20 protein-coding genes and 1 riboswitch are annotated in these 25,783 nt (G+C 59.4%); of the genes, 16 read left to right on the forward strand and 4 right to left on the reverse strand.

Annotated elements, in window-relative coordinates; all coding sequences use genetic code 11:
* Window position 1: 1 nt before the first annotated feature.
* On the forward strand, window positions 2-1,147 hold the full coding sequence (locus MTP36_RS02950; RefSeq protein ID WP_055186955.1) for a glycoside hydrolase family 88/105 protein: 1,146 nt from the start codon (window positions 2-4) through the stop codon (window positions 1,145-1,147).
* 160 nt (window positions 1,148-1,307) lie between these two features.
* Window positions 1,308-2,072, forward strand: a complete 765-nt coding sequence (locus tag MTP36_RS02955; protein WP_249253474.1) for a M23 family metallopeptidase — start codon at window positions 1,308-1,310, stop codon at window positions 2,070-2,072.
* A gap of 45 nt (window positions 2,073-2,117) precedes the next feature.
* Here the strand turns inward: MTP36_RS02955 and MTP36_RS02960 are convergent, their stop codons facing one another.
* On the reverse strand, window positions 2,118-3,311 hold the full coding sequence (locus tag MTP36_RS02960; protein ID WP_249253475.1) for an MFS transporter: 1,194 nt from the start codon (window positions 3,309-3,311) through the stop codon (window positions 2,118-2,120).
* 79 nt (window positions 3,312-3,390) lie between these two features.
* On the reverse strand, window positions 3,391-4,035 hold the full coding sequence (locus MTP36_RS02965) for a TetR/AcrR family transcriptional regulator (RefSeq protein ID WP_249253477.1): 645 nt from the start codon (window positions 4,033-4,035) through the stop codon (window positions 3,391-3,393).
* A 177-nt stretch (window positions 4,036-4,212) separates the two neighbouring features.
* Between MTP36_RS02965 and MTP36_RS02970 the strand changes: the two genes are divergently transcribed.
* From MTP36_RS02970 to MTP36_RS03030, 14 genes are all read left to right on the forward strand, one after another.
* Window positions 4,213-5,505 (forward strand): NAD(P)/FAD-dependent oxidoreductase, encoded by a 1,293-nt coding sequence (locus MTP36_RS02970; RefSeq protein ID WP_249253479.1) that lies wholly within the window; start codon window positions 4,213-4,215, stop codon window positions 5,503-5,505.
* A gap of 57 nt (window positions 5,506-5,562) precedes the next feature.
* Window positions 5,563-6,228, forward strand: coding sequence for a (d)CMP kinase (cmk, locus tag MTP36_RS02975; RefSeq protein ID WP_249253488.1), 666 nt, complete (start codon window positions 5,563-5,565; stop codon window positions 6,226-6,228).
* Between the two features lie 26 nt (window positions 6,229-6,254).
* The gene (locus MTP36_RS02980) at window positions 6,255-6,866 is read left to right on the forward strand and encodes a lysophospholipid acyltransferase family protein (RefSeq protein ID WP_249253490.1); all 612 of its coding nucleotides are present in this window, start codon (window positions 6,255-6,257) and stop codon (window positions 6,864-6,866) included.
* A gap of 2 nt (window positions 6,867-6,868) precedes the next feature.
* Complete coding sequence (locus tag MTP36_RS02985; RefSeq protein WP_249253492.1) at window positions 6,869-8,779, forward strand: bifunctional 4-hydroxy-3-methylbut-2-enyl diphosphate reductase/30S ribosomal protein S1; 1,911 nt, start codon at window positions 6,869-6,871, stop codon at window positions 8,777-8,779.
* A 96-nt stretch (window positions 8,780-8,875) separates the two neighbouring features.
* A complete protein-coding gene (locus tag MTP36_RS02990) occupies window positions 8,876-9,496 on the forward strand; it encodes a GtrA family protein (protein ID WP_097784729.1) in 621 nt (206 codons plus the stop codon).
* 20 nt (window positions 9,497-9,516) lie between these two features.
* On the forward strand, window positions 9,517-9,651 hold the full coding sequence (locus MTP36_RS15925) for a hypothetical protein (protein ID WP_005927141.1): 135 nt from the start codon (window positions 9,517-9,519) through the stop codon (window positions 9,649-9,651).
* An 18-nt stretch (window positions 9,652-9,669) separates the two neighbouring features.
* A complete protein-coding gene (gene deoC / locus MTP36_RS02995) occupies window positions 9,670-10,335 on the forward strand; it encodes a deoxyribose-phosphate aldolase (RefSeq protein WP_005927144.1) in 666 nt (221 codons plus the stop codon).
* A 38-nt stretch (window positions 10,336-10,373) separates the two neighbouring features.
* Window positions 10,374-10,529 carry a hypothetical protein gene (locus tag MTP36_RS03000; protein WP_249253494.1) on the forward strand — a complete coding sequence of 52 codons (156 nt, stop codon included), beginning with the start codon at window positions 10,374-10,376 and terminating at the stop codon, window positions 10,527-10,529.
* Between the two features lie 22 nt (window positions 10,530-10,551).
* A complete protein-coding gene (locus MTP36_RS03005) occupies window positions 10,552-11,721 on the forward strand; it encodes a GGDEF domain-containing protein (RefSeq protein ID WP_249253496.1) in 1,170 nt (389 codons plus the stop codon).
* Window positions 11,722-11,803: 82 nt separating this feature from the next.
* Window positions 11,804-11,902: riboswitch (SAM riboswitch) on the forward strand.
* A 99-nt stretch (window positions 11,903-12,001) separates the two neighbouring features.
* The gene (gene metK, locus MTP36_RS03010) at window positions 12,002-13,156 is read left to right on the forward strand and encodes a methionine adenosyltransferase (protein WP_015536632.1); all 1,155 of its coding nucleotides are present in this window, start codon (window positions 12,002-12,004) and stop codon (window positions 13,154-13,156) included.
* 344 nt (window positions 13,157-13,500) lie between these two features.
* The gene (locus MTP36_RS03015) at window positions 13,501-14,643 is read left to right on the forward strand and encodes a ribose-phosphate pyrophosphokinase (protein WP_118657789.1); all 1,143 of its coding nucleotides are present in this window, start codon (window positions 13,501-13,503) and stop codon (window positions 14,641-14,643) included.
* A gap of 328 nt (window positions 14,644-14,971) precedes the next feature.
* Window positions 14,972-16,879, forward strand: coding sequence for an alpha/beta hydrolase family esterase (locus tag MTP36_RS03020; RefSeq protein WP_249253498.1), 1,908 nt, complete (start codon window positions 14,972-14,974; stop codon window positions 16,877-16,879).
* Window positions 16,880-17,086: 207 nt separating this feature from the next.
* Window positions 17,087-17,791 carry an ABC transporter ATP-binding protein gene (locus tag MTP36_RS03025; RefSeq protein ID WP_249253499.1) on the forward strand — a complete coding sequence of 235 codons (705 nt, stop codon included), beginning with the start codon at window positions 17,087-17,089 and terminating at the stop codon, window positions 17,789-17,791.
* A 41-nt stretch (window positions 17,792-17,832) separates the two neighbouring features.
* Window positions 17,833-21,063, forward strand: a complete 3,231-nt coding sequence (locus tag MTP36_RS03030) for an ABC transporter permease (protein ID WP_249253501.1) — start codon at window positions 17,833-17,835, stop codon at window positions 21,061-21,063.
* A gap of 283 nt (window positions 21,064-21,346) precedes the next feature.
* On the opposite strand, the gene MTP36_RS03035 is transcribed toward MTP36_RS03030, so the two are convergent.
* Both MTP36_RS03035 and MTP36_RS03040 read right to left on the reverse strand, forming a co-directional pair.
* Window positions 21,347-22,717 carry an NCS2 family permease gene (locus MTP36_RS03035; RefSeq protein ID WP_249253503.1) on the reverse strand — a complete coding sequence of 457 codons (1,371 nt, stop codon included), beginning with the start codon at window positions 22,715-22,717 and terminating at the stop codon, window positions 21,347-21,349.
* 299 nt (window positions 22,718-23,016) lie between these two features.
* On the reverse strand, window positions 23,017-25,770 hold the full coding sequence (locus tag MTP36_RS03040) for an insulinase family protein (RefSeq protein ID WP_249253505.1): 2,754 nt from the start codon (window positions 25,768-25,770) through the stop codon (window positions 23,017-23,019).
* Window positions 25,771-25,783: the final 13 nt, after the last annotated feature.

A 25,783-nucleotide genomic window follows, 5' to 3' on the forward strand; every position in this document is an offset into this window, starting at 1 on the left:
CATGACCCATGAAGAGATCCTGTCCATGCTGGGCGACTATGTGGACTACCTGATCGCCAATTCCAGCGCCGAGGCACCGATGTGGAACATCGAGAAGGTGCGCAGCGGCAAGCCCAACAAGTGGAACTACATCGACGGCTGCATGATCACCGCCTGCCTGAGCCTGTACAAGACCACCGGCGACGAGAAGTATCTGGAGTTTTCCAAGGAGTTCATCGACTACTTTGTGCAGCCGGACGGCTCCATCAAGACCTACGACCCCAAGGAGTATAATCTGGACAACGTGAATCAGGGCAAGAACCTGTTCATTCTGTATGATATCTACGGGGACGAGAAGTACCGCAAGGCCATCGACACCATCCGCAGCCAGCTGCTCACCCAGCCCCGCACCAAGGAGGGCAACTTCTGGCACAAGGACATCTACCCGTGGCAGGTGTGGCTGGACGGCACCTATATGGCGCAGCCCTTCTACATGGAGTACGAGACCCGCTTCAACAAGATGCAGGGCTGCATCGACAGCTACAAGCAGTTCATGAACATCAAAAAGCACATGCGGGACGAAAAGACCGGCCTGTACTACCACGGCTACGATGAGAGCCGCCAGATGTACTGGGCAGACCCCGAGACCGGCTGCAGCCCCAACTTCTGGCTGCGCGCCATGGGCTGGTTCCTTGTGGCAATGGTGGATGTGCTGGAACGCATGGACGAGCAGCTGTACAACGAGTACCGCGGCATCATGGCCATGCTCAAGCAGACCGTAGAGGATATGCACAAGTTCCAGGACGAGCAGACCGGGATGTTCTGGCAGGTCATCGATCACCCGGAGGCCGAGGGCAACTATCTGGAGACCAGCGGCACCGCCCTGTTCGCCTACGCCGTGCTCAAGGGCGTGCGTCTGGGCTACCTGCCCAAACGCATGGCTGCATGGGCGGAGAAGGCTTTCTACGGCACCTGCGACCGGTACCTGTCCAAGAACCCGGACGGCAGCTTGCAGCTGGACGGCATCTGCCTTGTGGCCGGTCTGGGCGGCAAGGATCACCGTGACGGCTCTCTGGCCTACTACTTCAGCGAGCCGGTGGTCTGCAACGATGCCAAGGGCGTAGGCCCGCTGGTGCTGGCTTATACCGAAATGATCGCACGGAAGTAACCAAAAACGGGATACAGCAAGGCTGAGCAGCTGCAAAAAAGTGGCTGCTCAGCCTTTTTGCGTGTCTTTTTTGTCCCCTTGCATAAACCGCCCGCCGCTGTCCCACACTAAGCCCAGAAGAAAATCCCGTACACAAAACGGACAGATGGGAGTAACAAGCATGGAGCAGATCAAAAAATTTCTGCACGGCAAGGGCTTTGCTCTGCTGCTGACCGCAAGCCTGCTGGCTGCGGCTGCGGCAGGGGTGTGGGCGGTGCGCGCCCTGCGGGCAGAACTGCAAAAAAGTCTGGACGTGCCGGACGCCCCCGGCACCACCCAACAGACCGCCCCGGAAACAGAACCGGACTGGGACGCACAGGAGGACACCACATGGCAGCAGCCCGTGACCGACGTTGCAAACAGCAAGGCAGATGTGCCGCAGCAGGAGCACTCTGGTGCATCCTCTGGTGCGCAGTCTGGCTCTGGTTCGCTGCACGAACCCTCGGCACTGCAAGGCGCATCCTCGCCTGCCAGCAGTTCGGCACAGCCTGCCGCCGCGCCCTCTATGCCGGGGCGCGTGCTCAACGCCTTCAGCGGCGATGAGCTGGTGTATAACAAGACCCTTGGGGACTGGCGCACCCACAACGGCGTGGACTACGCCTGCACGCAGGGCGCTGCGGTAGCAGCACCCGTGGCGGGCAAGGTGGTGTCTGCCGGGGCAGAGGGCAACTGGGGCACCGTGGTGGTGCTGGAGGATGCCGCCGGCCGCAGTTGGCGGCTGTGCGGCGTGGCTGACCCGGACGTTAAGGCCGGGGAGACCGTGACCGCCGGGCAGAAGATTGGTGCGGTGGGCACGGTCGGCTGCGAGTGCGCCGAGGAAAGCCACATCCATGTGGAGGTAAAGCAGGGCGAAAGCTACCTCGACCCGGCAAAGCTGCCGGAGTAAGCAAACCATAAAAGGGGCTGCAACAGCGGCTCCTTTTTTGCTGTGTCAGGCGGTACGGCGCGTTTGCAGCAGCCAGAGAACCAGCGCCGAAAGCACCCCGGCTGCCAGCAGTACATCTGCGGGGCGTGCGGCCCAGTGCTGGAAGGCACTGCCATAGGCTGCCTGTCCGATGGGCTGGGTCAGGCAGGCCAGCACGGAGATGCAGGCGGTCGTCTTGCCCAGCTGTGCCTGCGGCACCAGCACTTGCAGCTGCGCAAAGAACCATACATTGAACAGCGCTGCCACAGCCATAAATACGGCCCCCAGCACCAGAATGCTGCCGAACTGCAGCACTGACACCCGGAGGGCAAGACCCAGCGCGGCGCACACGCCGCTGAGCGCCAGCAAAAGAGGTGTGCCGCTGCGGATGGGATGACGGACAAAGACGGTTCCGGCCAGCACGCCGCCCAGAATGCCGCCTGCGCTCAGCACCGCCTGCACAAGACCAAGGGAGGCATCACTTTTCTGCAAAGTCTGTACCACCAGCACCGGGACACCCACGGTGAGAGCCGGGACTTCCAGCAGGTTCACAGCCGCCATGGCGGCAGCTAACCGCAGCACCGCAGCCTGCCCGGTGAGGAACTGCGCACTTTCCCGCAGGTCGGTCCACAGAGAACGGACGGAGAGCCTTGTGTCCGATGGGACATCCTGTGGGATGCGCAGGCACAGCTCCATCCCGGCAGAAAGTGCAAAGCAGCAGCCGCAGAGCACCAGCAGACCCCGGATGCCGAGGTGCTCCAGCAGAACAGCACCCAGCAAGGGGCCGAGAAGTTCGTCCACGGTATCCACCAGCTGGATGACTGCGTTGCCGCGCAGCAGCTGGGTGCCGTTCAGCAGCAGGGGCAGGCAGGCGTGTACCACGGGCTGGTAAAGCCCCTGAATGGCGTACAGACTGCCCAGCACGGTCAGGACCAGCGGAAGCAGCGGCAGATGCGGCAACCCAGCAGCGGCTGCCGCCGAAATACCGGTGGTCACCAGATCCAGCAGTGCCATCAGGCGGGTCTTGCGGCAGCGGTCTGCCAGTGCGCCGCCGGTCAGCATTCCGACCAGAGCAGGCAACATAGCAAGAGCGGTGATGCCGCCGTACAGCGCAGCGGAACCAGTCTGCCGCAGCAGATACAGCGGCAGCGCAAACCGCAGGGCGGCATTGCCGAACAGGGAGACGATCTGCCCGAGGACGATGAGGAAAAATGTGTTCATGGGAACCTCCTGTTTTTGAATACAGACCATTGGTCTGTAAAGGCGCACAAAAAAGGGCGGAGCGTTCCGCCCGGAAAATTCAGCCCTTGACCGGTGTGCACAGCTGCACCAGCTGTTCGGCCTGTGCATCCGTCAAAAGATCCAGCCCAAGCGCGTGGGTCATCTGCTGAAACACGACGTTCCGCGCCCGCTGCTGAGCCGGTGTGGTGGGGCGCGTCTGGGGAGAAAGCCAGATGTCTGCCAGCACGAACAGCGCTTCGGCCAGCGCATTGGCATCGGCAGTGTGGATGGAGCCGTCTGCCATGCCCTGCCGGATCATGGGTGCAATACACTCCGGGGCTAAATGTGCTTCAATGTTGGTCAGCTCCATGGCAAGGAACTGCGGGTTGCTGCACAGGTGCGGCAAGGTCTGCGCGATCTGCTGCTGCCGCTGCCCGGCAAAGGATGCTGCAAACACCGCCTGCAGCTTTTGCAGCCCGGTCAGGGCCGGGTCGTCCCGGATATGGCGCAGCGGCTCCCACATCTGGTCGCCCAGACGGTCACCGACGCGCTGCGCGATCTCTTCCTTGGAGCGGAAATGATGGTACACCGCCCCTTTGGAAAGCTTTGTGGCATCAATGATGTCCTGCAGGGTGGTATTCTGGTAGCCCTTCTGGAGGAAGAGCAGGGCGGCGGCGTCCAGGATCTTTTCAACGGTCTGTTCCGGGTATTTGTTGCGCGGCATGGCGGATACTCCTTTTTACAAACTAACGGTCTGTAAAAAGAATACAGCGGCCCGGCGGCTTTGTCAAGAGGGTAAAGAACCGAAAATCCATTCATTTCCTGCGGCGCTGCATTGCTTTTGCGCGGGGTTTCTGGTATGATACAATAGAATCAACAGGCGATTTTGGGAGGATGACAGATGGCAAGGGTTTTGATCGTGGGAGCCGGGGCAGCCGGACTGATGGCGGCGGGTGCCGCCGTGCGGCAGGGACATCAGGTAACGGTGCTGGAGCATACCGAGAAGCCCGGGCAGAAGATCCTTGTCACCGGCAAGGGGCGCTGCAACGTGACCAACGACTGCCCGGCAGAGGAGTTTTTGCGCCATGTGCGCACGAACCCGCGCTTTTTGTACTCCTCGCTGGGGGCGTTCCCCCCGGCAAAGACCATGGAGCTGTTCGAAGGTCTTGGCGTGGAGCTGAAGGTGGAGCGTGGCCGTCGGGTGTTCCCGGTATCGGATAAGGCCGAGGAGATCCGGCAGGCGCTGCTGCGCTATGCGCAGGATGCCGACATCGTCCACGACGGCGCAAAAAAGCTGCTGCTGGAAGAGGTCGTGCCGGAGGCAGAGCCCGCCCCGGCGGCACCGGAAAACCCGCGCCACCCCAAAAAGAAAAAGGCTGGCCCGGCGTTGCGCTGCGTGGGCGTGCGGGGCACTTCCGGCAGGGAGTACCGGGCGGACGCGGTACTGGTGGCCACCGGCGGCGTGAGCTACCCCACCACCGGTTCTACCGGCGATGGCTACAAGCTGGCGCAGCAGGCGGGACACACCCTTGTGGAGCCGGTGCCCAGTCTGGTCAGCCTTGTCAGCCGTGACCCGGACTGCAAAAAGATGATGGGTCTGGCGCTGAAAAACGTCACCCTGACCCTGCTGGAGGACGGCAAGGCCATCTTTGACGAGCAGGGCGAGATGCTGTTTACCCACTTTGGCATCAGCGGGCCGCTGACCTTGAGCGCGTCCAGCCATCTGGGGGACATGAAAAAGCACAGGTACATTGCGGAGATCGACCTGAAGCCCGCCCTGAGCGAGGAGCAGCTGTACGACCGCATCACCCGGGACTTTGCCCTGCTGGCAAACCATGCGGCGCAGGGTGCGCTGGTCAAGCTGCTGCCCTCCAGTATGCAGCCGGTGATGGTGGCGCGCTGGGGCATTGACCCCGCCACCAAGGCAAACCAGATCACCCGGGAGCAGAAGCGGGAGCTGGTGCAGCTGATCAAGCACTGGCAGGTGCCCATTGACGCCCGGGGCGACCTTGCCCACGCAGTCATCACCAGCGGCGGCGTATCGGTGCGGGAGGTGGACCCCAAGACTATGCAGAGCAAAAAGGCGCTGGGGCTGTACTTTGCGGGCGAGGTGCTGGACGTGGACGCCTACACCGGCGGCTACAATCTGCAGATCGCTTTCTGCACTGCACAGAGCTTTGCGAATAACCTGTAAAAAAGCAGCGCAGTCCGTTTTGCTGTGTACTATATATAAATAAGGAGAACATATCACATGGTATCTGTTGCAATTGATGGGCCTGCGGGTGCAGGCAAATCCACTCTGGCACGCCGTCTGGCGGCAGAGCTGGGCTATATCTATGTGGACACCGGTGCAATGTACCGCGCCATCGGCCTGTACGCCCTGCGCGCGGGCAAGGACCCCAAGGACAACGCAGCGGTGGACGCCCTGCTGCCGGAAATCGAGCTGCGGCTGGCTTCCATTGCGGGCGAGCAGCACATCTACTTAAAGGACGAGGACGTGAGCACCGCCATCCGCACCGAAGCCGCGGGCATGGCAGCCTCTGCCGTGGGTGCAAACCCCGCCGTGCGGGCATTTCTGCTGGACTTGCAGCGCAGCATGGCAAAAAAGCAGGATGTGCTGATGGATGGCCGGGATATCGGCACGGTGGTGCTGCCGGATGCTACGGTGAAGATCTTCCTGACCGCCAGCCCGGAGGCACGCGCCACCCGCCGCTGGAAGGAGTATCAGGCCAAGGGCATCGACACCCCCTACGAGGAAGTGCTGGCAGATGTGAAGCAGCGGGACTATCAGGACACCCACCGCGCCGCCGCTCCGCTGAAGCAGGCAGAGGACGCCGTGCTGCTGGACACCTCGGAACTGGATTTTGAGCAGAGCCTTGACGCCATGAAGCAGATCATTGCCAAAAAGATCGGCTGATAAAACAAACAGGACAGGAATAGAAAATGGTACTATATTATATTCTGGTGCCCCTTGCGTGGCTTGTGTGGCACATCGGCTTCCGCATCCGGGTGGAGGGGCGCGAAAACCTGAAAAAGGTGCAGACGAAGGGCTGCATCCTTGCACCTACCCATGTGTCTGCCATCGACCCGGTGTTCATCGTCGTTACCCGGTGGGGCAGGCGGATGGTGGTGTTCGCCAAAAAGGAACTGTTCGAGATCAACGCCTTTCTGACCTGGTTCTTCCGCTGCTGCGGCGGCGTGTGCGTCCGCGGCACCAAGGACGAGATGGCGGTCATCTCCCAGACGGTGGAGGCCTGCAAGCAGGGCAAGACCCTGCTCATCTTCCCGGAGGGCACCCGCGAAAAAGAGGGCAAGCTTCTGCCCCCCAAGAGCGGTCTGTTCGTCATTGCCGCCGAGGCAGGGGTGGACGTTGTGCCCTGCCGCATCCTGTACGATACTCCGGACGGAAGAATGCACCTGTTCTGCAAGGTGCGGGTGATCTACGGTGAGCCGATGCCCGCAACGCAGTTTGCGATGGAAGGCCGCCGCGATACCAAAAAGCTCCGTGCCAACAAGCAGGCGCTGCTGGAAGCATGGGAAAAGATGGGGGCGTAAAAATGGAGATCCGTTTGGCGAAAACGGCGGGGTTCTGCTTTGGTGTGAACCGTGCCGTGGAACTGACCTACGGTCTGCTGGCAGAGGGGCATAAGGTGGCAACGCTGGGCCCGCTGATCCACAACCCGCAGGCGGTGGAGGATATGCGGCGCAAGGGTGCACAGGTGGTAAACACCGTGCAGGATGTGCCCGCCGGGTGCGAGGTGGTCATCCGCAGCCACGGGGTACCCCGCAGCGTTTACGATGAGCTGGAGGCAAACGGCATCCCCTACCACGATGCCACCTGCCCCTTTGTGCAGAAGATCCAGCGCATTGCCGCGCAGGCTGAAAAAGAGGGTGCGGTGCTGCTGGTGGCGGGGGATAAGACCCACCCGGAGGTGCAGGGCATTGTGGGACACACCCGGGGCGAGGTGTTCGTTTTTGCCGATTTAGCCGAGTTAAAGGCGTGGAACGGCCCTTCTGACCCCCAAAAACCCCTTTTTGCAGTTGCACAGACCACATTTCAGGTAACAAAATGGAAAGAAAGTTCGGAGTTTCTCAAAAAAGCCTATACAAACGCCCGAATTTTTGATACAATATGTAATGCGACGTGGGCGAGGCAACAGGAAGCGGAAGACCTCAGCCAAAAATGCGACATTGTTGTTGTCATTGGCGGTCATCATTCTTCCAATACCCAAAAGCTGGTACAGGTCGCCGCAAAACACACGCGTGCCGTAACGGTCGAAACAGCGAGCGAACTTCGGCCGGAATGGTTTGCAGATGTTAAAGTGGCGGGCGTGACAGCCGGGGCTTCAACGCCATCGTCTATTATTGAGGAGGTACTTAACAGTATGAGCGCAGAAATCAATGACAACATGAGCTTTGAGGAGATGCTGAACGCATCCGAAGAAAAGCGAGTTCATGCAGGCAGTATTGTGAAAGGAATCGTGACCAGCATCTCTGCCAACGAGATCCAGGTGGATATCGGTGCGAAGCAGACCGGCTTTGTCAAGCTGAGCGAGCTGACCGATGATTCCTCCGCCAAGGTCGAAGACCTGGTGAAGGTTGGCGATGAGCTGGACCTCATCGTCGAGAAGGTTATGGATCAGGATGGCGTCATCCAGCTCTCCCGTAAGAAGCTCGCATCCCGCAAGGGCATGGAAGAGATCGCCAAGGCAGCAGAATCCGGTGAAGTCGTCGAGGGCGATGTTACCGAGTTCAATAAGGGCGGCGTTGTCGTCAACGTCAAGGGCGTCAAGGTGTTCGTTCCCCGTTCTCAGGCCACTATGCGCCGCGACGAGGACTACACTGCTCTGGTCGGCCAGCACGTTCAGCTGGTCGTCACCGAGTGCTCTGGCCGCAAGATCGTGGGCAGCATCAACAAGGTGACCGCTGAGCAGAACAAGGCAAAGCGCGAGGAGTTCTGGGCAAACGTTGAGGTGGGCAAGACCTACACCGGCGTTGTCAAGAGCCTGACCTCTTATGGTGCATTCGTTGACATCGGTGGTGTTGACGGCCTGTGCCACATCAGCGAGCTGAGCTGGAACCGCATCAAGCACCCCTCCGAGGTCGTCTCCGTTGGTGACACCATCGAAGTGTATGTCAAGGATATCGACACCGAGAACCACAAGGTCTCTCTGGGCTACAAGAAGGCCGAGGACAACCCCTGGGAGCAGCTGAAGAACAACTACCCCATCGGCAGCACCTTCCACGCTCCGGTCGTTTCTCTGACCAAGTTTGGTGCATTCGTCCGCATCCTGCCGGGTGTTGACGGTCTGGTCCACATCAGCGAGATCAGCAATGACCGCGTTGAGAAGGTCTCCGACGCACTGAAGGTCGGCGATATGGTCGATGTGAAGCTGCTGGATGTTGACTTCGACAAGAAGCGCATCAGCCTGTCCATGAAGGCTCTGCTGAACGACGACGCTGAGTAATCAGCCCTTCGTGCAAAAGCATAGCTTCTGACACAATGCGATCTGCAGCCCCGTTGCCGGGAAAACGGCGGCGGGGCTGTTTTTGTTAACAAAGCCATGATAAAGTTTTTCAAAAAGCACTGGGAAGTGCTCAGTTACCTGATCTTTGGCGTGCTGACCACCCTGCTGAATATTGTGCTGTATGCACTGTTCAGCCGACTGTTCGGCTATACCGCCGCCAACAGCTGGGGCAATGTGCTGGATAACGCTTTGTGCATCCTGTTTGCCTACTGCACCAACCGCGCGTTCGTGTTCCGCAGCAAGACCACCGGCAAAGCGATGGCGAAAGAGTTCGGTACCTTTGTCACCTGCCGTCTGGGCACCATGGTGCTGGATGCCGTGATCATGATGGTGGGGGGCAATCTTTTTGCCGCACAGGGGGCGGCGCTGGTGGACACCGCCATGCAGGGTCTGCTGGGCGCCGTGGCGGGCTGGCTGGGTCCGGATACTACCCTCTACATGGCAAACAGCTTTGCCGGGAGCCATGCCGCCGTGGCAGATGGCTCCGCTGCCATTGCCGTCATCGGCGGGGCGGACGGCCCCACAGCCATCTTCGTCACCAGCGCCTACGATGCTCAGGCAATGTGGGGCCTTGCCGTGAAGGTCTTTTCCAATGTACTGGTGATCTTGCTGAACTATGTGTTCAGCAAGCTCATTATCTTTAAAAAGAAACAATAATTTTCAGGAGGTACGGTAGTATGAAACGTGGTCTGAAAGGGTTCGCATTCCTAGTCTCTGGTCTGGTGCTGGGCATCATTGGTGCAACGGCATCGGTGACTGCGATCGCACTCAGCGCTGTGGGCATGGCAAAGGTGCGCCGTGCCAGCAAGTAAAATAACGGAGGAACGAGCATGAACCGCGAAGAGATCCTGTCCCATGTCGATCATACCCTGCTGAAGCCGGAGGCCACTTGGCCCCAGATCCAGCAGCTGTGTGACGAAGCCATTGCAAACCACACCGCATCCGTCTGCATCAACACCTGCTACGTCAAGCAGGCTGTGGAGTATATGGCAGGCCGCATCCCCGTGTGCTGCGTGGTGGGCTTCCCTCTGGGTGCCATGGATACCGCCAGCAAGGCCTTTGAGGCCAAGACTGCCATCGCCAACGGCGCAGCCGAGGTGGATATGGTCATCAACATCGGCCGCCTGAAGAACAAGGAGTACGATGCCGTCCGCGAGGACATCCGTGCCGTGAAGCAGGCTGTGGGCGATAAGATTCTAAAGGTCATCATTGAGACTTGTCTGCTGACCGAGGAAGAGAAGGAAAAGATGTGCGACATCGTCTGCGAGGCCGGTGCCGACTACATCAAGACCAGCACCGGCTTCTCCACCGCCGGTGCCAACTTCCACGACGTGGAGCTGATGGTCAAAGGTGTGCATGGCCGCTGCAAGGTCAAGGCTGCCGGCGGCATTTCCACCGTGGAGGATATGGAGACTTTCCTTGCACTGGGCGCTGACCGTCTGGGCACCTCCCGCGCTGTCAAGATTTTGAACGGCGAGCAGGCAAAGGGCTATTAAGTTTTCTGCAAAAAAAGTATTTCGGCAAAGCTCTGGGCTTGGCTGAACTGCAAAGGATGATCTCTCAAGGGCTGCTGCACAAATTGCTGTGCAGCGGCCTTTTTTGCGCTCAAGCCTTGCAAGCAGGGCGCGGCAGGGTGTATAATACAGATAAATACTGTATAAAACAGGAGGCTGCCCGCTTTATGGGGTAAGGCGGGCAGAGGAGGAAATGCAATGAATATACCCGAGATCCTTGTGGCCAATGGCACAGGGGCGGTGCTGGTAAGCTTTCTGCTTTTATTGCGGGTGCGCGGCGAGAGTAAAAACAGCGTGGGAACAGAGCTGTTTTGCCGGATTCTGGTGGTGACATTGCTGGCACAGGCAACAGAGACGATCAGCTTTCTGCTGGACGGCGTGCCCGGCGCGGCAAGCCGGTTCTGGCTGTACCTGACCAACACCGTCTGCACCGGCGCTACCGTGTGCGTGGGCTATGCGTGGTGTTTGTATGTGGACTTCCGGGTCTACCGCAGCATTGGACGCCTGCGCAGAAGGCATCTGCTGCTGGGCGTGCCGCTGCTGGCGCTTTTGGTGCTGCTGGTGGCAAACCTTTTTGGCACGGGGTGGATCTTTTCCATTTCGGCGGACAACGCTTACCATCGGGGCCCGCTGAATATTTTGCTGTATCTGCTGCTGTTCGGCTATTACGCCGAGAGCGTGTGGCAGGTGCATAAAGCGAAGCGCGATGGCATTACGGTGGAATTTTTTCCGGTGTACTACTTCGTGGTCACCTGTGCGGTGGGCACGCTGTTGCAGGGCGCATTCTACGGCATGGCCTTTGGCTGGCTGTCGGTAGCCATCGCTTTTGTGCTTGTGGACAGCCAGACCCGCAGCCTGCGCGGCTATACCGATGAGTTGTCCGGCCTGTTTGGGCGCAAGTACATGAACTACTGTCTGGACCGCATCCACGCCACGCAGGAGAAGGACGTTTACGGCATCATGATGGACGTGAACTGCTTCAAGGAGATCAACGACACCTACGGGCACGCCGAGGGCGACCGCGCCATTCAGGAGATCGGGCACATCCTGTCCGGGGCGCTGGTGGCAAACTCGGTAGCCATCCGCATGAGCGGCGATGAGTTCATGGTGCTGATCCGTCACGGCTCGGAGGAGCTTCTGAATAAGACCTGCGCCGCCATCGAGCGGCGGGTGCAGCACTATAACGAAACCGCTCCGGTGGGCAGCTTTCAGCTGTCCTTCTCCACTGGTGTGGCAAAGTACGAGGGCGGCAGCGTGGAAAAGTTTCTGGTGGAGCTGGATCAGCGGATGTACGCGGAAAAGCGCGCTTTCCACGCCGCCCGGGATGGCCATGCCGCACCGGAGCAGGGAAATGCTCCATCAATTTAAAAGGAATGTCTAAAATAAGTGCGACTTATCTTGACAATCTGACGCTGCAATGATAGAATATGTGGCGTACCAATTGAATACCGACTTATCAAGAGCGGCTGAGGGGACAGGCCCTGTGAAGCCCGACAACCTGCGCGAGAGCGTAAGGTGCCAAATCCTGCGGGAAACCGGAAGATAAGAGTGCAACGCTCAGAGCTTTCGGCTCTGGGCGCTTTTATTTTTCAGAACAAACTTGATGGAATGGTAAATACACGCAACTGCAACATTTAGGAGGCAAAAAATGGCTAGACACCTGTTTACTTCGGAGTCCGTCACCGAGGGACATCCCGACAAGATCTGCGACCAGATCTCTGATGCAATTCTGGACGAGATCCTGACCCACGACCCCAACGCCCGCGTGGCCTGCGAGACCTGCGCATCCACCGGCCTTGTGCACATTATGGGCGAGATCACCACCAACTGCTATGTGGACTTCCAGAAGGTCGTCCGCGAGGTGGTGGCCGATATCGGCTACACCCGCGCAAAGTTCGGCTTTGACGCCGACACCTGCGCCGTCATCTCCAACATTGACGGCCAGAGCCCCGACATTGCACTGGGCACCAACGATCAGGTGGGCGGTGCAGGCGATCAGGGCATGATGTTCGGTTATGCCTGCGACGAGACCCCCGAGCTGATGCCCATGCCCATCAGCCTTGCCCACAAGCTGGCAAAGCGCCTGACCGAAGTGCGCAAGAGCGGCGAGATGGACTACCTGCGCCCGGACGGCAAGAGTCAGGTGACCGTGGAGTACGACGAGAACAACAAGCCTGTGCGCGTGGACGCCGTGGTCATCTCCAGCCAGCACAGCGAGAGCGTGAGCATGGAGCAGCTGCGGGCAGACGTGATGGAAAAGGTCATCAAGGCTACCATCCCCGCTGAGCTGCTGGACGAGAACACCAAGTACTACATCAACCCCACCGGCCGCTTTGTTGTGGGCGGCCCGCAGGGCGATACCGGCCTGACCGGCCGTAAGATCATCGTGGACACCTACGGCGGCTATGCACGCCACGGCGGCGGCGCTTTCTCCGGCAAGGACCCCAGCAAGGTGGACCGCAGCGCAGCCTACGCTACCCGCTGGGTGGCAAAGAACATCGTGGCTGCGGGTCTGGCAAAGCAGTGCGAGGTGCAGGTGGCCTACGCCATCGGCGTGGCAAAGCCTGTGTCCATCATGGTGGATACCTTCGGCACCGGCACGGTGGCAGACGAGAAGATCGAGCAGGCAGTGGAGAAGGTGTTTGACCTGACCCCCGCCGCCATCATCCGTGACCTCGATCTGCGCAAGCCCATCTACCGCCAGCTGGCCGCCTACGGCCACATGGGCCGCGAAGATCTGGGCGTGAAGTGGGAGAACACCGACCGCGTGGATGCCCTGAAGGCTGCCGTTGCTGCCCTGTAAAAAGCGTTTTACCCTGATAGAAGGTAAGTGAAGAGAAGAGCCGCTGCACCCGACCGTGCAGCGGCTCTTTTGCGTCACAGGGAAAAGAAAATGGTACGGTAAAAAGTATTACTTTTCCTCAAAAATCAGATAAACTTTGCGAAACGGTAAAGATTTGGTCGGGTTTTTGTAAGAAACTCACATTCTCTTGAAGGAAAAGGAAAAACAGCTGTGCAAGGCGCAGAAAATCCACACATGAAACAAATTGATATGGAACAATCGACAAAATGTGATAAAATAAAACTAGATATGCGCACTTGTGTGCATGGTACGGATGGTAAACAGCAATAAGGAGTTATGTGACTATGTCTATTGAAATTTCCCCTAAGTCCTTCTTTGAGCAGCCCAGTGTGGCGGATATGCGGCTGATCGCCTGCCCCGGTGCCGAGGAGCTGACCGGCCTGATCGACAAGCACCTTGTCCGTTGGGCAAAGGCTGCCGGAATTGAAAAAGACACCTTCATTATTTCCTGCGACTGCCCCCGCTTCCAGAGCGGCGACGCCAAGGGTCTGGTCAAGGAGTCTGTCCGCGGCGACGATATCTTTATCGTGGTGGACCCGGGCAATTACAGCGTCACCTACAAGCTGTTCAACTACGAGAATCACATGTCCCCGGACGACCACTTTGCAAACCTGAAGCGTCTGATTCAGGCTGTGGCCGGTAAGGCACACCGCGTTTCCGTCATCATGCCCAGCTTGTACGGCGGCCGTCAGCACCGCCGCGTGGTGCGCGAGAGCTTGGACTGCGCTGTGGCCCTGCAGGAGCTGCAGACCATGGGCGTGCGCAACATCATCACCTTTGACGCACACGACCCCCGCGTGCAGAACGCAGTGCCCCTGATGAGCTTTGATAACGCCATGCCCACCTATCAGGTGCTCAAGAGCCTGCTGAAGAAGGACCCCACCCTGTCCTTCGACAAGGAGAAGTTCACCGTGGTCAGCCCGGACGAGGGCGCTATGAACCGCAACATGTACTTCTCCAGCGTGCTGGGCTGCAACTTGGGTATGTTCTACAAGCGCCGCGACTACACCCGCGTGGTGAACGGCCGCAACCCCATCGTTGCCCATGAGTATCTGGGCGAGAGCGTGGAGGGCAAGACCGTCTTTATCGCAGACGATATCATTGCTTCCGGCGAGAGTATGCTGGAGGTCGCCAGCAACCTGAAGGAGCGCGGTGCTACCAACATCATCGCCAACGCCACCTTCCCCCTGTTCACCAGCGGTCTGGAGAAGTTCGACAAGGCTGTGGCAGACGGCACCCTGACCTACGTTGTGGGCACCAACCTGACCTACCGTATGCCCGAGCTGCTGACCCGCGACTGGTATGTGGACGTGGATGTTTCCAAGTACGCTGCCTACTTTGTGGTGGCCCTGAACCACGATATGTCTGTTTCCAGCATCATCGACCCCCTGAAGAAGATCGAGAACCTGCTGGCAAACCGCAAGTAAGAAGCTGTTCCAAAGCCCCTGCACCCTGCGTGCAGGGGCTTTTTGCGCTTTCATAGAGAAAAGAAAGTGTACCATGAGAAACAGCAGCGTTATAGGGTGCTTTCGCGAATCAGCTCTTTTCACAAAAAATAATATACTAATATATTAATTGTAACAAAAGGCACTAAATACTATTTACAAATCATGATATAAATGGTATTCTTTGTACAAGATTGAAGCAGGGAGGCACCTGCTGTGAAGAAAAAAGTCGGAGAAAAAGCAAGCGAGTCCGGCCTTCAAAGCTGGGCATAACAAAGTACGCAGACACGTACAAGAAGGAGAAAACACTATGAAACGCCGCGATTTTATGAAGCTTTCCGCCGCTACCGCGCTGGGTGCTACCGTAGCCGCTATGGCACCCTCGGCTTTGGCTGCGACAGAGCTGGACCAGACCAACGGAAATCTGCACACTACCGTAGATCGCAAGACCGCTGCTATGGGTCTGAGCGATGGCAAGACCTTTGCTTATGACCCGGAGAATCCATATTTGAATGTGAATGTGGGTCTGTTTCATGATGCGCAGGTAATGGTGGGCGGTCAGAATGTTGGTACTGCTACCTATTACCTGCCCGACGGCATGGATCCCTGGGCGCCGGCAGTTATCGTGCTGACCCCGGACAACACCACCGCAAAGGCGTTCTCCGGCTCGGTCACAGGCCGTATGTGGCGCACGGTGGCGTGCAAAAATAAGATCGCCGTTGCATTTTTCGGTCCTGAAAACGGCGGCAGCTGGAACCTTTCCCTGAGCTCTGCCGGTCGTGATGACGCAGCAGCGCTGGATGCACTGTATCAGCTCATGCGCAAGAAGGGTGTTAAGCTATCCGGCGCATTCTCCATGGACAAGTCCCACACTGCACTGGTGGGCTACAAGGAGGGCGGCGCAGCCGCTCTGCTGTTCGGCGCTCGCTGGGCAAGCGATTTCAGTTCCATCTGCGCCGTGGATGCCGTTGAGGTCCCGGCAGCTTCTCTGGAGGCAGTGGGCGGCGAGTATGTGCTGCCCTTCCCCGGCGACTCCACCCGCGGCGTGCAGGAGGAAGCCATTGCCGCAAAGACGGTGGATACTCCCGTTTGGTTCGTCCGTTCCAAGGCGGATACTACCAATAAGGCAGCGCTGAAGTTCTATCTGAACGCCAATCAGGCTGTGGCAAAGGGAAACGGCGTGTATGTCAGCAGCCGTACAGGCTCTGCCGCCGAGGTGTGGGTCACCGAAAAGGCACAGTGCCCGGCAGCCATCTGGGAAAAGTTCTCCGGTCAGTTCAAGCGCTTTATGGCACTGCAGCTGCCGGGCCGCGTAGCAAAGGCAGAGGACTTTACCCGTCGGGGCTTTGATATCCATGAGGAGTGGGTCAACGGCGAGCTGCGCCGCTGGATGGGCTATGTTCCGTCTACCTACACTGGCAGCAAAAAGGTGCCGCTGGTGCTGGTGATGCACGGCTACACCGCTTCCATGTATGCCATTGCCGAAGAGTCCCGCTGGTACGAGGTGGCAGAGCAGAATGGCTTTATCGTGGTGTTTGCGCAGGGCCTGGTACGTCCCGCAGACCTGATGGGCAACATTCCCACCGCCATGTGGCTGGCAGGTCCCTTTGCCGCACTGGCTGGTAAGGATACCGACCCCAGCGTGGATCTGGAGTTTATCAACAGTCTGCTGGACCGCATGGAGCAGGATTACAGCATAGACACCACCCGTGTGTATGCCACCGGTCACTCCAACGGCAGCCTGATGACTTGGGCTACCGCCTGCCGCTATGCAAGCCGGTTTGCTGCTATTGCTCCGGTCGGCTATATGCTTACCCCGCTGCCGGAGCTTGACCCCGCTGTTCTGCTGCCGACATGGGCTTTCCTGGGCGAGTACGACTCGGCAGGTGTGGCAGAGCTGGTGGAGGATAACGGTACGGTGAAGGCGCTGCAGGGCTGGAACGCCCACAACGCCACCAACGAGGCAGCTGTTGCAGAAAGCACCTCCTACGATGGCGCTTTTGTGACCAAGAGCTTTATGGGTGGCAACGCTCCGCTGGTGCAGTACACCGTGGTCAAGGATACCCCTCACGTTTACCTGCAGGAGGAGAGCGTTGCCATCTGGAATGAGTTCTTCTCCCGTTACAGCCGCGGTGCGGACGGCACCCTGTACTATCAGGGCAATGCCGTGACCGCCGGTAAGCATCAGCCCAGCGCAGACTGGTACGCTGCAAAATAAGCTGACAATGCCCGCCGCGCGGCGGTACAGAAGCTTTATATCTCGGGACACCGGAACGTCTGCGGACGCTCCTGTGTCCCTTTTTATGTTTTGCGGCGGCTTGTGTTAAGTTTTTGAAAATTCGTGCCGGGGGCTTTGCAAATCCCGGTGGGTTTATGCTATATTTAAGTTGAAATACTTTGCATTCCGACAGAAAGGAAAAACGCCATGGAGCATTTTGTGGAGTTTGAAGATGTCTGTAAATATTACCAGACCGGCAGTGTGAAGATCGCTGCCGCAGACCACCTGAATTTCTATGTGGACAAGGGCGAGTTCTGCATCATCGTGGGGCCCTCCGGCGCGGGTAAGACCACCCTGCTGAACATTCTGGGCGGCATGGACAGCTGCGACGAGGGCAACGTCTGGCTGGACGGCCGCAACGTGAGCCGCTTTTCCGCCCGGGAGTTGACCACCTACCGCCGGTATGACGTGGGCTTTGTGTTCCAGTTCTACAACTTGGTGCAGAACCTGACCGCGCTGGAAAACGTGGAGCTTGCCAGTGAGATCTGCCGCGACCCGCTGGACCCCGCCGAGACCTTGCGCAGCGTGGGTCTGGGCGAGCGGCTGAACAACTTTCCGGCGCAGCTTTCCGGCGGCGAGCAGCAGCGGGTGTCCATTGCCCGCGCACTGGCCAAAAACCCCAAGCTGCTGCTCTGCGACGAGCCCACCGGTGCGCTGGACTACCGCACCGGCAAACAGGTGCTGGGCCTTTTGCAGGATACCTGCCGCAAGACCGGACGCACCGTCATTGTTATTACCCATAACACGGCACTGACCGGTATGGCTGACCGCATCATTCAGGTGCGCAGCGGCCGCATCGTGTCCAATCGGGTCAACGAGCACCCGGTGCCGGTGGAACAGATCGAGTGGTGAGTACTGTGCAGAAAAGTTACCGCAAAAATATCCTGCGCGAGATGAAAAGCAGCATCAGCCGGGTGGTGTCCCTGTTTGGCATCGTGGCGCTGGGGGTGATGATGCTCACCGGCCTGATGTGCATTGCCCCCGATATGCGCACCGCTGCCCAGAAGTACTATGTGCAGCAGAATGTGTTCGACCTGCGGGTGCTGTCCACCCTTGGCCTCAGTCAGAGCGATATCGACGCCATTGCCGCTGTGGACGGGGTAGACGCCGTGCAGGCGGTGAAGTATCAGGACGTGGAAGGACACTGGACAGGGGACGAGCAGACCACGGTGGCGCGGCTGTATCAGCTGCCTGCCGACCCGCAGGCTGATACGCCGGAGAACATGAACCGTCTGGTGCTGCTGTCCGGCCGGATGCCGGAAGCTGCCGGGGAGTGCGTGGTGCATGTGATGGGCCACGGCAGCCCGGTGGAGCTGGGCACCCAGCTGACCCTGCCGGAAGAGACCGAGGGGGTCAGCGGGCAGGTGTTCACGGTGGTGGGCACGGTGCAGGACCCGCTGCATTTTTCCTCCGATTCCGAGAGCAGCACCGTGGGCGATGGTCAGCTGGACTGCATCCTGTTTGTGCCGGAGGGCACTTTGACCGCAGATTATTATACGGCGTGCTATATCAAGGCGGAAAACGCCGGACTGTATTGTAATTATTCCGATGAATATCAGGCGGCCGTGGATGCCGTAGCGGAAAAGCTCAAGGCCATCCAGAGCGTGCAGTGCACCGCCCGGCGGGAAGAGCTGATGGACACCGCCAACAACAAGCTGACCGAAGCGCGCGCGGAGTACGACAGCCAGAAGGCCGAAGCCGAGCGTCAGTTCGCTGAAGCCGAGGCAAAGCTTGCGGACGCACAGGCACAGCTGGATGCCGCCAAGGCGCAGCTGGAAGCCGGGGAAAAGGAGCTTGCTGCCCAGAAGGCTGCCCTGCCGGACACCATGCAGAGCGGTGCCGACAAGCTGGTGAGCAGCGAGGAGCAGGTGCTGGAATTTGAGGAACAGTTACAGCAAATCGAGATGCTGGTCAACCTGAAAAAGGTGGCAGACCCCCTGCTGACCTACGCGGAAGCTGCCCTGCGCAACGCCGAAAAGGCGCTGGACGAGGCCGAGCCGGAGGACGAGGACTATATTGAACTGCGGGATGCGCTGGCAAAGGCGCAGGCCGCTTACGACAACATCTATAACCAGCTGCAAGGCTATCAGCAGCAGCTGGATGCAGGCAAGCGGCAGATGTACAAGCAGGGGCTGATCTCCTCGCCAAACCTTTCCAACGACCAGCTGGTGACCGAAGCCAAGGCTGCGCTGCGCAAGATGAAATTGCAGCTTTTGCAGGGGCAATTGCAGCTGACCACCGGCACAGCCAGCGCCTACACCCAGTTCGATGCCGCACAAAAGCAGCTGGAAGAGGGCTGGGCAGAATATAACGCCGGGCAGACCCAGCTGGAAGAATCCCGTACCGAGTACGAGAGCCAGAAGGCCGAGGCAGAGCAGAAGCTGGCAGACGGCCTTGCCCAGCTGAACGATGCCGAAGAGCAGGTGAGCCAGATCAAAAAGGGCGAGTGGTATGTGCTGGACCGCACCTCCACCATGAGCTGCGTCACCTTTGCCCAGTACGCCGACCGCATGGACGCCATTGCCCGGGTGTTCCCGGTGTTCTTCTTCCTTGTGGCGGCGCTGGTGGCTACCACCACCATGACTCGTATGGTGGACGAGAACCGCCTGCAGATGGGCACTTTAAAGGCGCTGGGCTACTCCAACTTCAGCATCGCGGGCAAGTATTTGTTCTACGCGTTGCTGGCCACTATTCTGGGCAGCATCGTCGGCATGGTGGTGGGCTTTGTGGTGTTCCCCATCATTATCTGGAACGCCTATCAACTGGTGTTCACCCTGCCCACCTTCACCCTGTACTTCTACCCGGGCATGGCAGCTGCCAGCGTGGGCATCAGCGCTGCCGTCATCGGCTTTGCCACATGGTACGCCTGCCGTTCCAGTCTGGCGGAAAAGACCGCAGCTTTGCTGCTGCCCCGGGCTCCCGTGGCGGGCAAGCGCATCCTGATGGAGCGCATCACCCCGCTGTGGTCCCGGATGTCCTTCTCCCAAAAAACCACCGCCCGCAACCTGTTCCGGTATAAAAAGCGGTTCTTCATGACCGTGCTGGGCGTGGCGGGCTGCACCGCGCTGCTGCTCATCGGCTTTGGCATACAGGATTCCCTGCTGCCCATCGTCACAAAGCAGTCTACGGAGCTGACCCACAACGATATGTCCATCACCCTCAGCGACCCCAAAGCCCTGACCATGGAGCAGGGGCTGGCAGAGGAGCTGGACAGCAACAGCGCCGTGCAGAACTGGGGCGCGGTGTATACCAAATCCACTACCATCTACAATACCGAAGGCGAGAGTGCAAGCGTGAGCATCGTGGCTGCGGCCAAGGACAGCGACCTGACCCGGTACGTCACCTTCCGCACCCGCAAGGGACACAAGGCCATCAGCTTTGACAGCGGCAGCGCCATCCTGACCGAAAAGACCGCCGAGAACTTGGGCCTGCACACCGGTGATACCTTCTGGGTGGAAAACGCCGAGGGCATCCGGGTGGAGCTGACCCTGACCGGCATCACGGAAAACTATATGTTCACCCGGCTGTACCTCCCCCGCGCGCAGCTGGAAAGCCTGCTGGGCACGGCAGACATCCCGTGGAACACGGTCTACGGGCAGACCACCTGCACCGATGCTGCCGGGTATAACGCCCTGCGCACCGACCTGCTGGACTGCAACTATGTCAGCAGCATCAGCTTTACCGAGGACACCACCGAACTGTTCGATAACCTCATCGTCAGTCTGGGCTATGTGGTGGTGCTGATCATCATCTGCGCGGCGGCGCTGGCGGCAGTGGTGCTGTATAACCTGATCAGCGTCAACCTTGGGGAGCGCAAAAAGGAGCTGGCGACCATCAAGGTGCTGGGCTTCTACGATCAGGAAGTGTACCGCTACATCTTCCGCGAGATCGAGCTGCTGGCGCTTATCGGCTCCGGCGTGGGTCTGGCGCTGGGGGTGCCGCTGCACAAGTTCATCGTGCTGACCGTGGAGATGGATCAGCTCATGTTCATCCGCACCATTGCGCCCCGCAGCTACCTGCTGGCGGTGGCGCTGACCATGGTGTTTACCGTGGTGGTCTGCTTTGTGATGCGGCGGCACGTCCGAAGCATCAGCATGGTGGAAAGCATGAAAGCCCCGGAGTAATGTTTACAACACATTCATAAAATAAGCATAATTTCGCGGGATTTTTGGGGTATCATAAAGTCACCGGGAGGGGGAAAACCGCAAGCCCCCTCTTAGGGACATGATTCCTCCTATACCCCAAACCAAATACCGCAAAAGGCCGCGCCTCGTCTGAACCAGCAGATGGGGCGCGGCTGTTTTTGTAAGGGCTGCGGCCTCTTTTCAACTGCACAAAAAAAGCACCCCCTGCGGCCTGTACGGGCAGACCGCAGGGGGTGCTTGGCTTTTTTAGACGCTCAGGGAATTAAAGGCACACGTACTTGAGGATGAACAGCACGGTGAGCACATACATCAGCGGGCTGATCTTCTTCTCCTTGGCCTTGCCGGTGATCACATTGATGATGGTCCAGGAAATGATGCCGATGGCGATACCCTCGGAGATGCTGTAAGCAGTGGGCATAGCCAGAATGGTCAGGAAGGCGGGGATGCCCTCGCTGGGATCATTGAAGTCGATCTTGATGGCAGAGCCCATCATGTAGAAGCCCACGATGATCAGAGCCGGAGCGGTAGCAAAGCTGGGAATGGTGAGGAACAGCGGGCTGAAGATGGTAGCCAGCAGGAACAGCACGCCGGTGGTCATAGCGGTCAGACCGGTGCGGCCGCCCTCGGTAACGCCGGAGGCGCTCTCCACGAAGGTGGTGGTGGTGGAAGTGCCCAGCACAGCGCCCACGCAGGTGCCGATGGAATCCGCCATCAGTGCGCCCTTGATGTTGGGCAGACGGCCGTCCTCGTCCAGCATATCAGCCTTGGAGGCCACGCCGATCAGGGTGCCCAGCGTGTCGAACAGATCCACGAACAGGAAGGAGAACATCACGGCGAAGAAGTTCAGCAGGCCGACACCGGAGAAGTCGGTCTTGAACACCTGACCAAAGGTCTCGCCCAGTGCGGAGAAGTCGAAGCTGACAAAGGCGGTGGGGATGACGGAGTACATGCCGGCTTCCACATCGGGGACGTAGATGCCGGTCAGCTCGCACACGATGCCCAGCAGCCAGGTGATCAGGATGCCGTACAGGATGCCGCCCTTGACCTTTTTGACCAGCAGGATGGCGGTAATGACCACGCCCAGCAGAGCCAGAATAGCGCCCACGCCAACGCTGTGGAAGGTTGCGCCCTTGAAGTGCTGGTAGGTGACCAGCGTGGAATCGCTGTTGACGATCAGCTTGGCGTTCTGCAGGCCAACGAAGGCCACAAACAGGCCAATGCCCACGCTGACGGCGCTCTTCAGGGTCATGGGAATGGCATTGAAGATGCCCTCGCGCACATTGGTCAGGGACAGTGCGATGAAGATGACACCCTCAACAAAGACGGCCATCAGGGCCAGCTGCCAGCTGTAACCCATGGTCAGCACGACCGTGTAGGCAAAGTAGGCGTTCAGGCCCATGCCGGGAGCCAGTGCAAAGGGGTAGTTGGCCAGCACAGCCATCAGTGCGGTGGCAATAAAGGATGCCAGCGCGGTGGCGATCAGCACAGCCTTGGAATCCATGCCCGCAGCGGACAGGATGTTGGGGTTGACGGCAAGGATGTAAGCCATGGTCATGAAGGTGGTGATACCGGCCATGATCTCGGTCTTTACATCGGTGTGGTTTTCTTTCAGGTGAAAGAACTTTTCTAACATGAGAAACCTCCTGCTTCCAATAAAACACTCCGCCGGTTGCGGACGGCGGAGAAAGAACAGCTTCCATTCTATCAGCTGAAAACGTTTTTGTCCACACCGGAAACACACAAATTTCGCAATTTGTTCAAATTTTCTTAAATGAGTATGACTTATCTCACAAAAAATCTGGCTTTTTTTGGTAGTTTGGACGGAATGCAGGCAATTTGTGCAGAAAAAGTGTGTGTGGGAAAAAGTAGTTCCGAAACACCCTGCGGGTGTTTCGGAACTACAAATAAAATATTTTTACAAATGACCGGCGCTTACAGCGTCTCTACCCGGTCGAACAGATCCTTTGCCGCTTCCACGGCGTCTTTGCTGCCAAAGGCTACCCGCACACCGCCGGACAGCACGTCAGACAGGGCGGCGGCCTGTGTTTTGAGCAGGGCAGCGTCCACGCTGCACAGCGCCTTGCGGTCGGCGGCGCGCATCTCGTCTGTGATGCCGCAGAAGTACCGGCGGTCCAGCTCCCGGGCGGCGGCACGCGCCTTACGGGGCGTGTCCAGCTTGGCAGCAGTGCCCACGATGAACTCGTCCAGATCCCGGGCGGTGTAGTCCCGGGCGGCAAGGGCGGCGGGGGCGGCTGCAAAGGCATCGTAGCTTTCCCGCAGGTGGGGGTCCCGGTAGGTGTACAAAAATTCGATGCCGTCGGCACAGAGCATTCCGGTGCCGTAGGCACCGCCCACCTCCCGGATGGTATGCCACAGGTATTCGTAGCTCATCACCCGTGCCAGCACCCGGCGGCGGCTGTCCCGGGGCATGGGCCATGCCAGCACATCGTAGTTCACGCTGCCGTCAATGATAAAGGCTTCGTTCACCGGGGGCGTCAGGGGCTGGGTGTAGGGCTGCGCCGGGGTGCGCCGGGCGGCGGCAAAGCGGCTTTCCGGCAGCAGGGTGCGCAGCTTTTCCAGTGCGTCCTCGGTGCCGTGCAGGCTGACGGTCAGGGCGGCAGTTTGCAGCACCCGGCGGCGCACAGCATCCAGTTTTGCGCCCAGTGCGGACCAGTCGGCCTTTTCCAGCAGACTGCACAGGAAGTGGTAATAACTCACACCGGTGCAGGCTTCGTCCGCAGCGCCCTCTACATAATAATGGGCGCGGGCGCGGGTGGAGGCAAACTCGTTGCCCTGCTGGATGAACAGCTGCTCCATGCGCAATTTCAGCTGGTTGACCACCCGGGCATAGGCCGCTTCGGCGGCAGCGCTGGTAAGGGTGGTATCGTACAGCCACTCGCCGCCGATCTCCACCGCCTTTTCCAAGCTGCGCTCCAGCAGGCTCAGGCAGAGGGTGAGTTTCGCGTGGCAGGGAGAACCCTCCTGCCGCCCGGTCCAGAGATCCAGCTGGGCGCGGCTGTCGCCCAGCCATGTGCTGCGCAGGGTGTTCAGCTGCTGGGCGGTGTGGGCGGGGGTGTCCAGCTCGTCCAGCACATCGGTGAGCAGGTTCAGGTATTGTAGCTCCTCCGGGGTGACAGTGCCAAGATCATAGTAGAAATTCAGGTACAGGCTGCCGGCAGAGGGGTGGCGCAGCAGGGTGGCACCGGCCAGCTGCTCGGCGCTGCCCTGCGGGGCGGCATCGCCTGCGCCAAGGTCGGCGGCGGTGAGGGGGTGCTCCAGCACCAGCTTGCCATCGGTACGCGCCGGGGCGGCGGCGTCCTCAGTCTTGGGTGCGGTGGGAATTTGCACCACCTGCACCGGGGCGGGGGCAAACAGCTCCCGCAGCAGGGTGTCGAACCAGCCCTCCTCCAGCTTATTGCGCAGGGCGGCAAAGAGCTTGTCGGTATGCAGCAGCAGGGCGGCATCGCCGGTATGCAGCCAGCCGGTGGCGGCGTTGATGGCGTCCAGCACGCCGTCCGGCAGGCTGCCCGGGCGCTCCAGCGAGGCAAACTCGGCCTCGTTCAAAGCAGCCAGCAGCAGGTCGTGAGGAATGCCGGTCTTTAGCAGCTCGTCCACAGCCTTGCGTACAGCGGGGGCAAATTTGCGGGCAGAATCCACCGTAGCACCGCGCAGCAGCAGCTCCAAGGTGGGCTGCAGGGTGCTGTCGTCAAAGCCGATGTCGATATCTGCGCCCAACTGCTCAGCCAGCAGCGCGGCCTTGAGGGGGGAGCTGTTAGTGCTCAGCAGCGCGCCCAGCAAAATCTCCACACCCAGCTGCCGCTCTCGGTCGGCAAATGCGCCGGTGTACCATGCCAGTGCGCACTGCACCTCGTCCGGCTTGGGTTGGTCGGTGTAGTAGGGCAGCTCCACGAATGCGCCGGGCTGCTCGTCCTGCATGGTCAGGCGGGGACGGGCAGCGGTCTTGGGCATCTTGGACAGGTAGTCCTTATCCAGCCGCGCCAGCTTATCGGCCATGTCCATCTTGCCGTACAGGGTGATGCAGCAGTTGTCGGCGCTGTAATGGCGGCGGTACACCCGCTGGTATTTCTCGTAGGTCAGGGCGGGGATGGACGCCGGGTCGCCGCCGGACACAAAGCCGTAGGCGGTATCCGGGAACATCGCCCGTTGCAGGGCGTTTTGCAGCTGGGCATCCGGGGAGGCCAGTGCACCCTGCATTTCATTGTAGACCACACCGCTGACCGTGCCGTCTGCATCCCGGTGCCAGCCCTCCTGCTTGAACACGGCAGAGTCCACCATAGCCAGCGGGCAGAACACCGCGTTCAGGTAGACATCCATCAGGTTGCAGAAATCGGTCTCGTTTGGGGTGGCAAAGGGATAGACCGTTTTGTCCGGGAAGGTCATTGCATTGAGGAAGGAAGCCATGCTGCTTTTGAGCAGCTGCACAAAGGGGGAGCTGACCGGGTATTTTTCGCTGCCTGCCAGCACGGAGTGCTCCAGAATGTGGAACACGCCGGTGTCATCGGAGGGGAAGGTGCCGAAGCCGATGCCGAAGGCCTTGTTGACGTCCTCGTTCTCCACCAGCAGCACGGCTGCGCCGCTGACGTCATGGGTGAGCAGGGTCAAAGTACCGTGCTGCTCGGGGCAGTCCTCGGTGCGCAGGACGGTATAACCGGGATAGTGTGCCATTTTTATTCTCCTT

Origin of the sequence: Faecalibacterium sp. I4-1-79 (assembly GCF_023347235.1) — a bacterium.
Taxonomy (GTDB): Bacteria; Bacillota; Clostridia; order Oscillospirales; family Ruminococcaceae; genus Faecalibacterium; species Faecalibacterium tardum.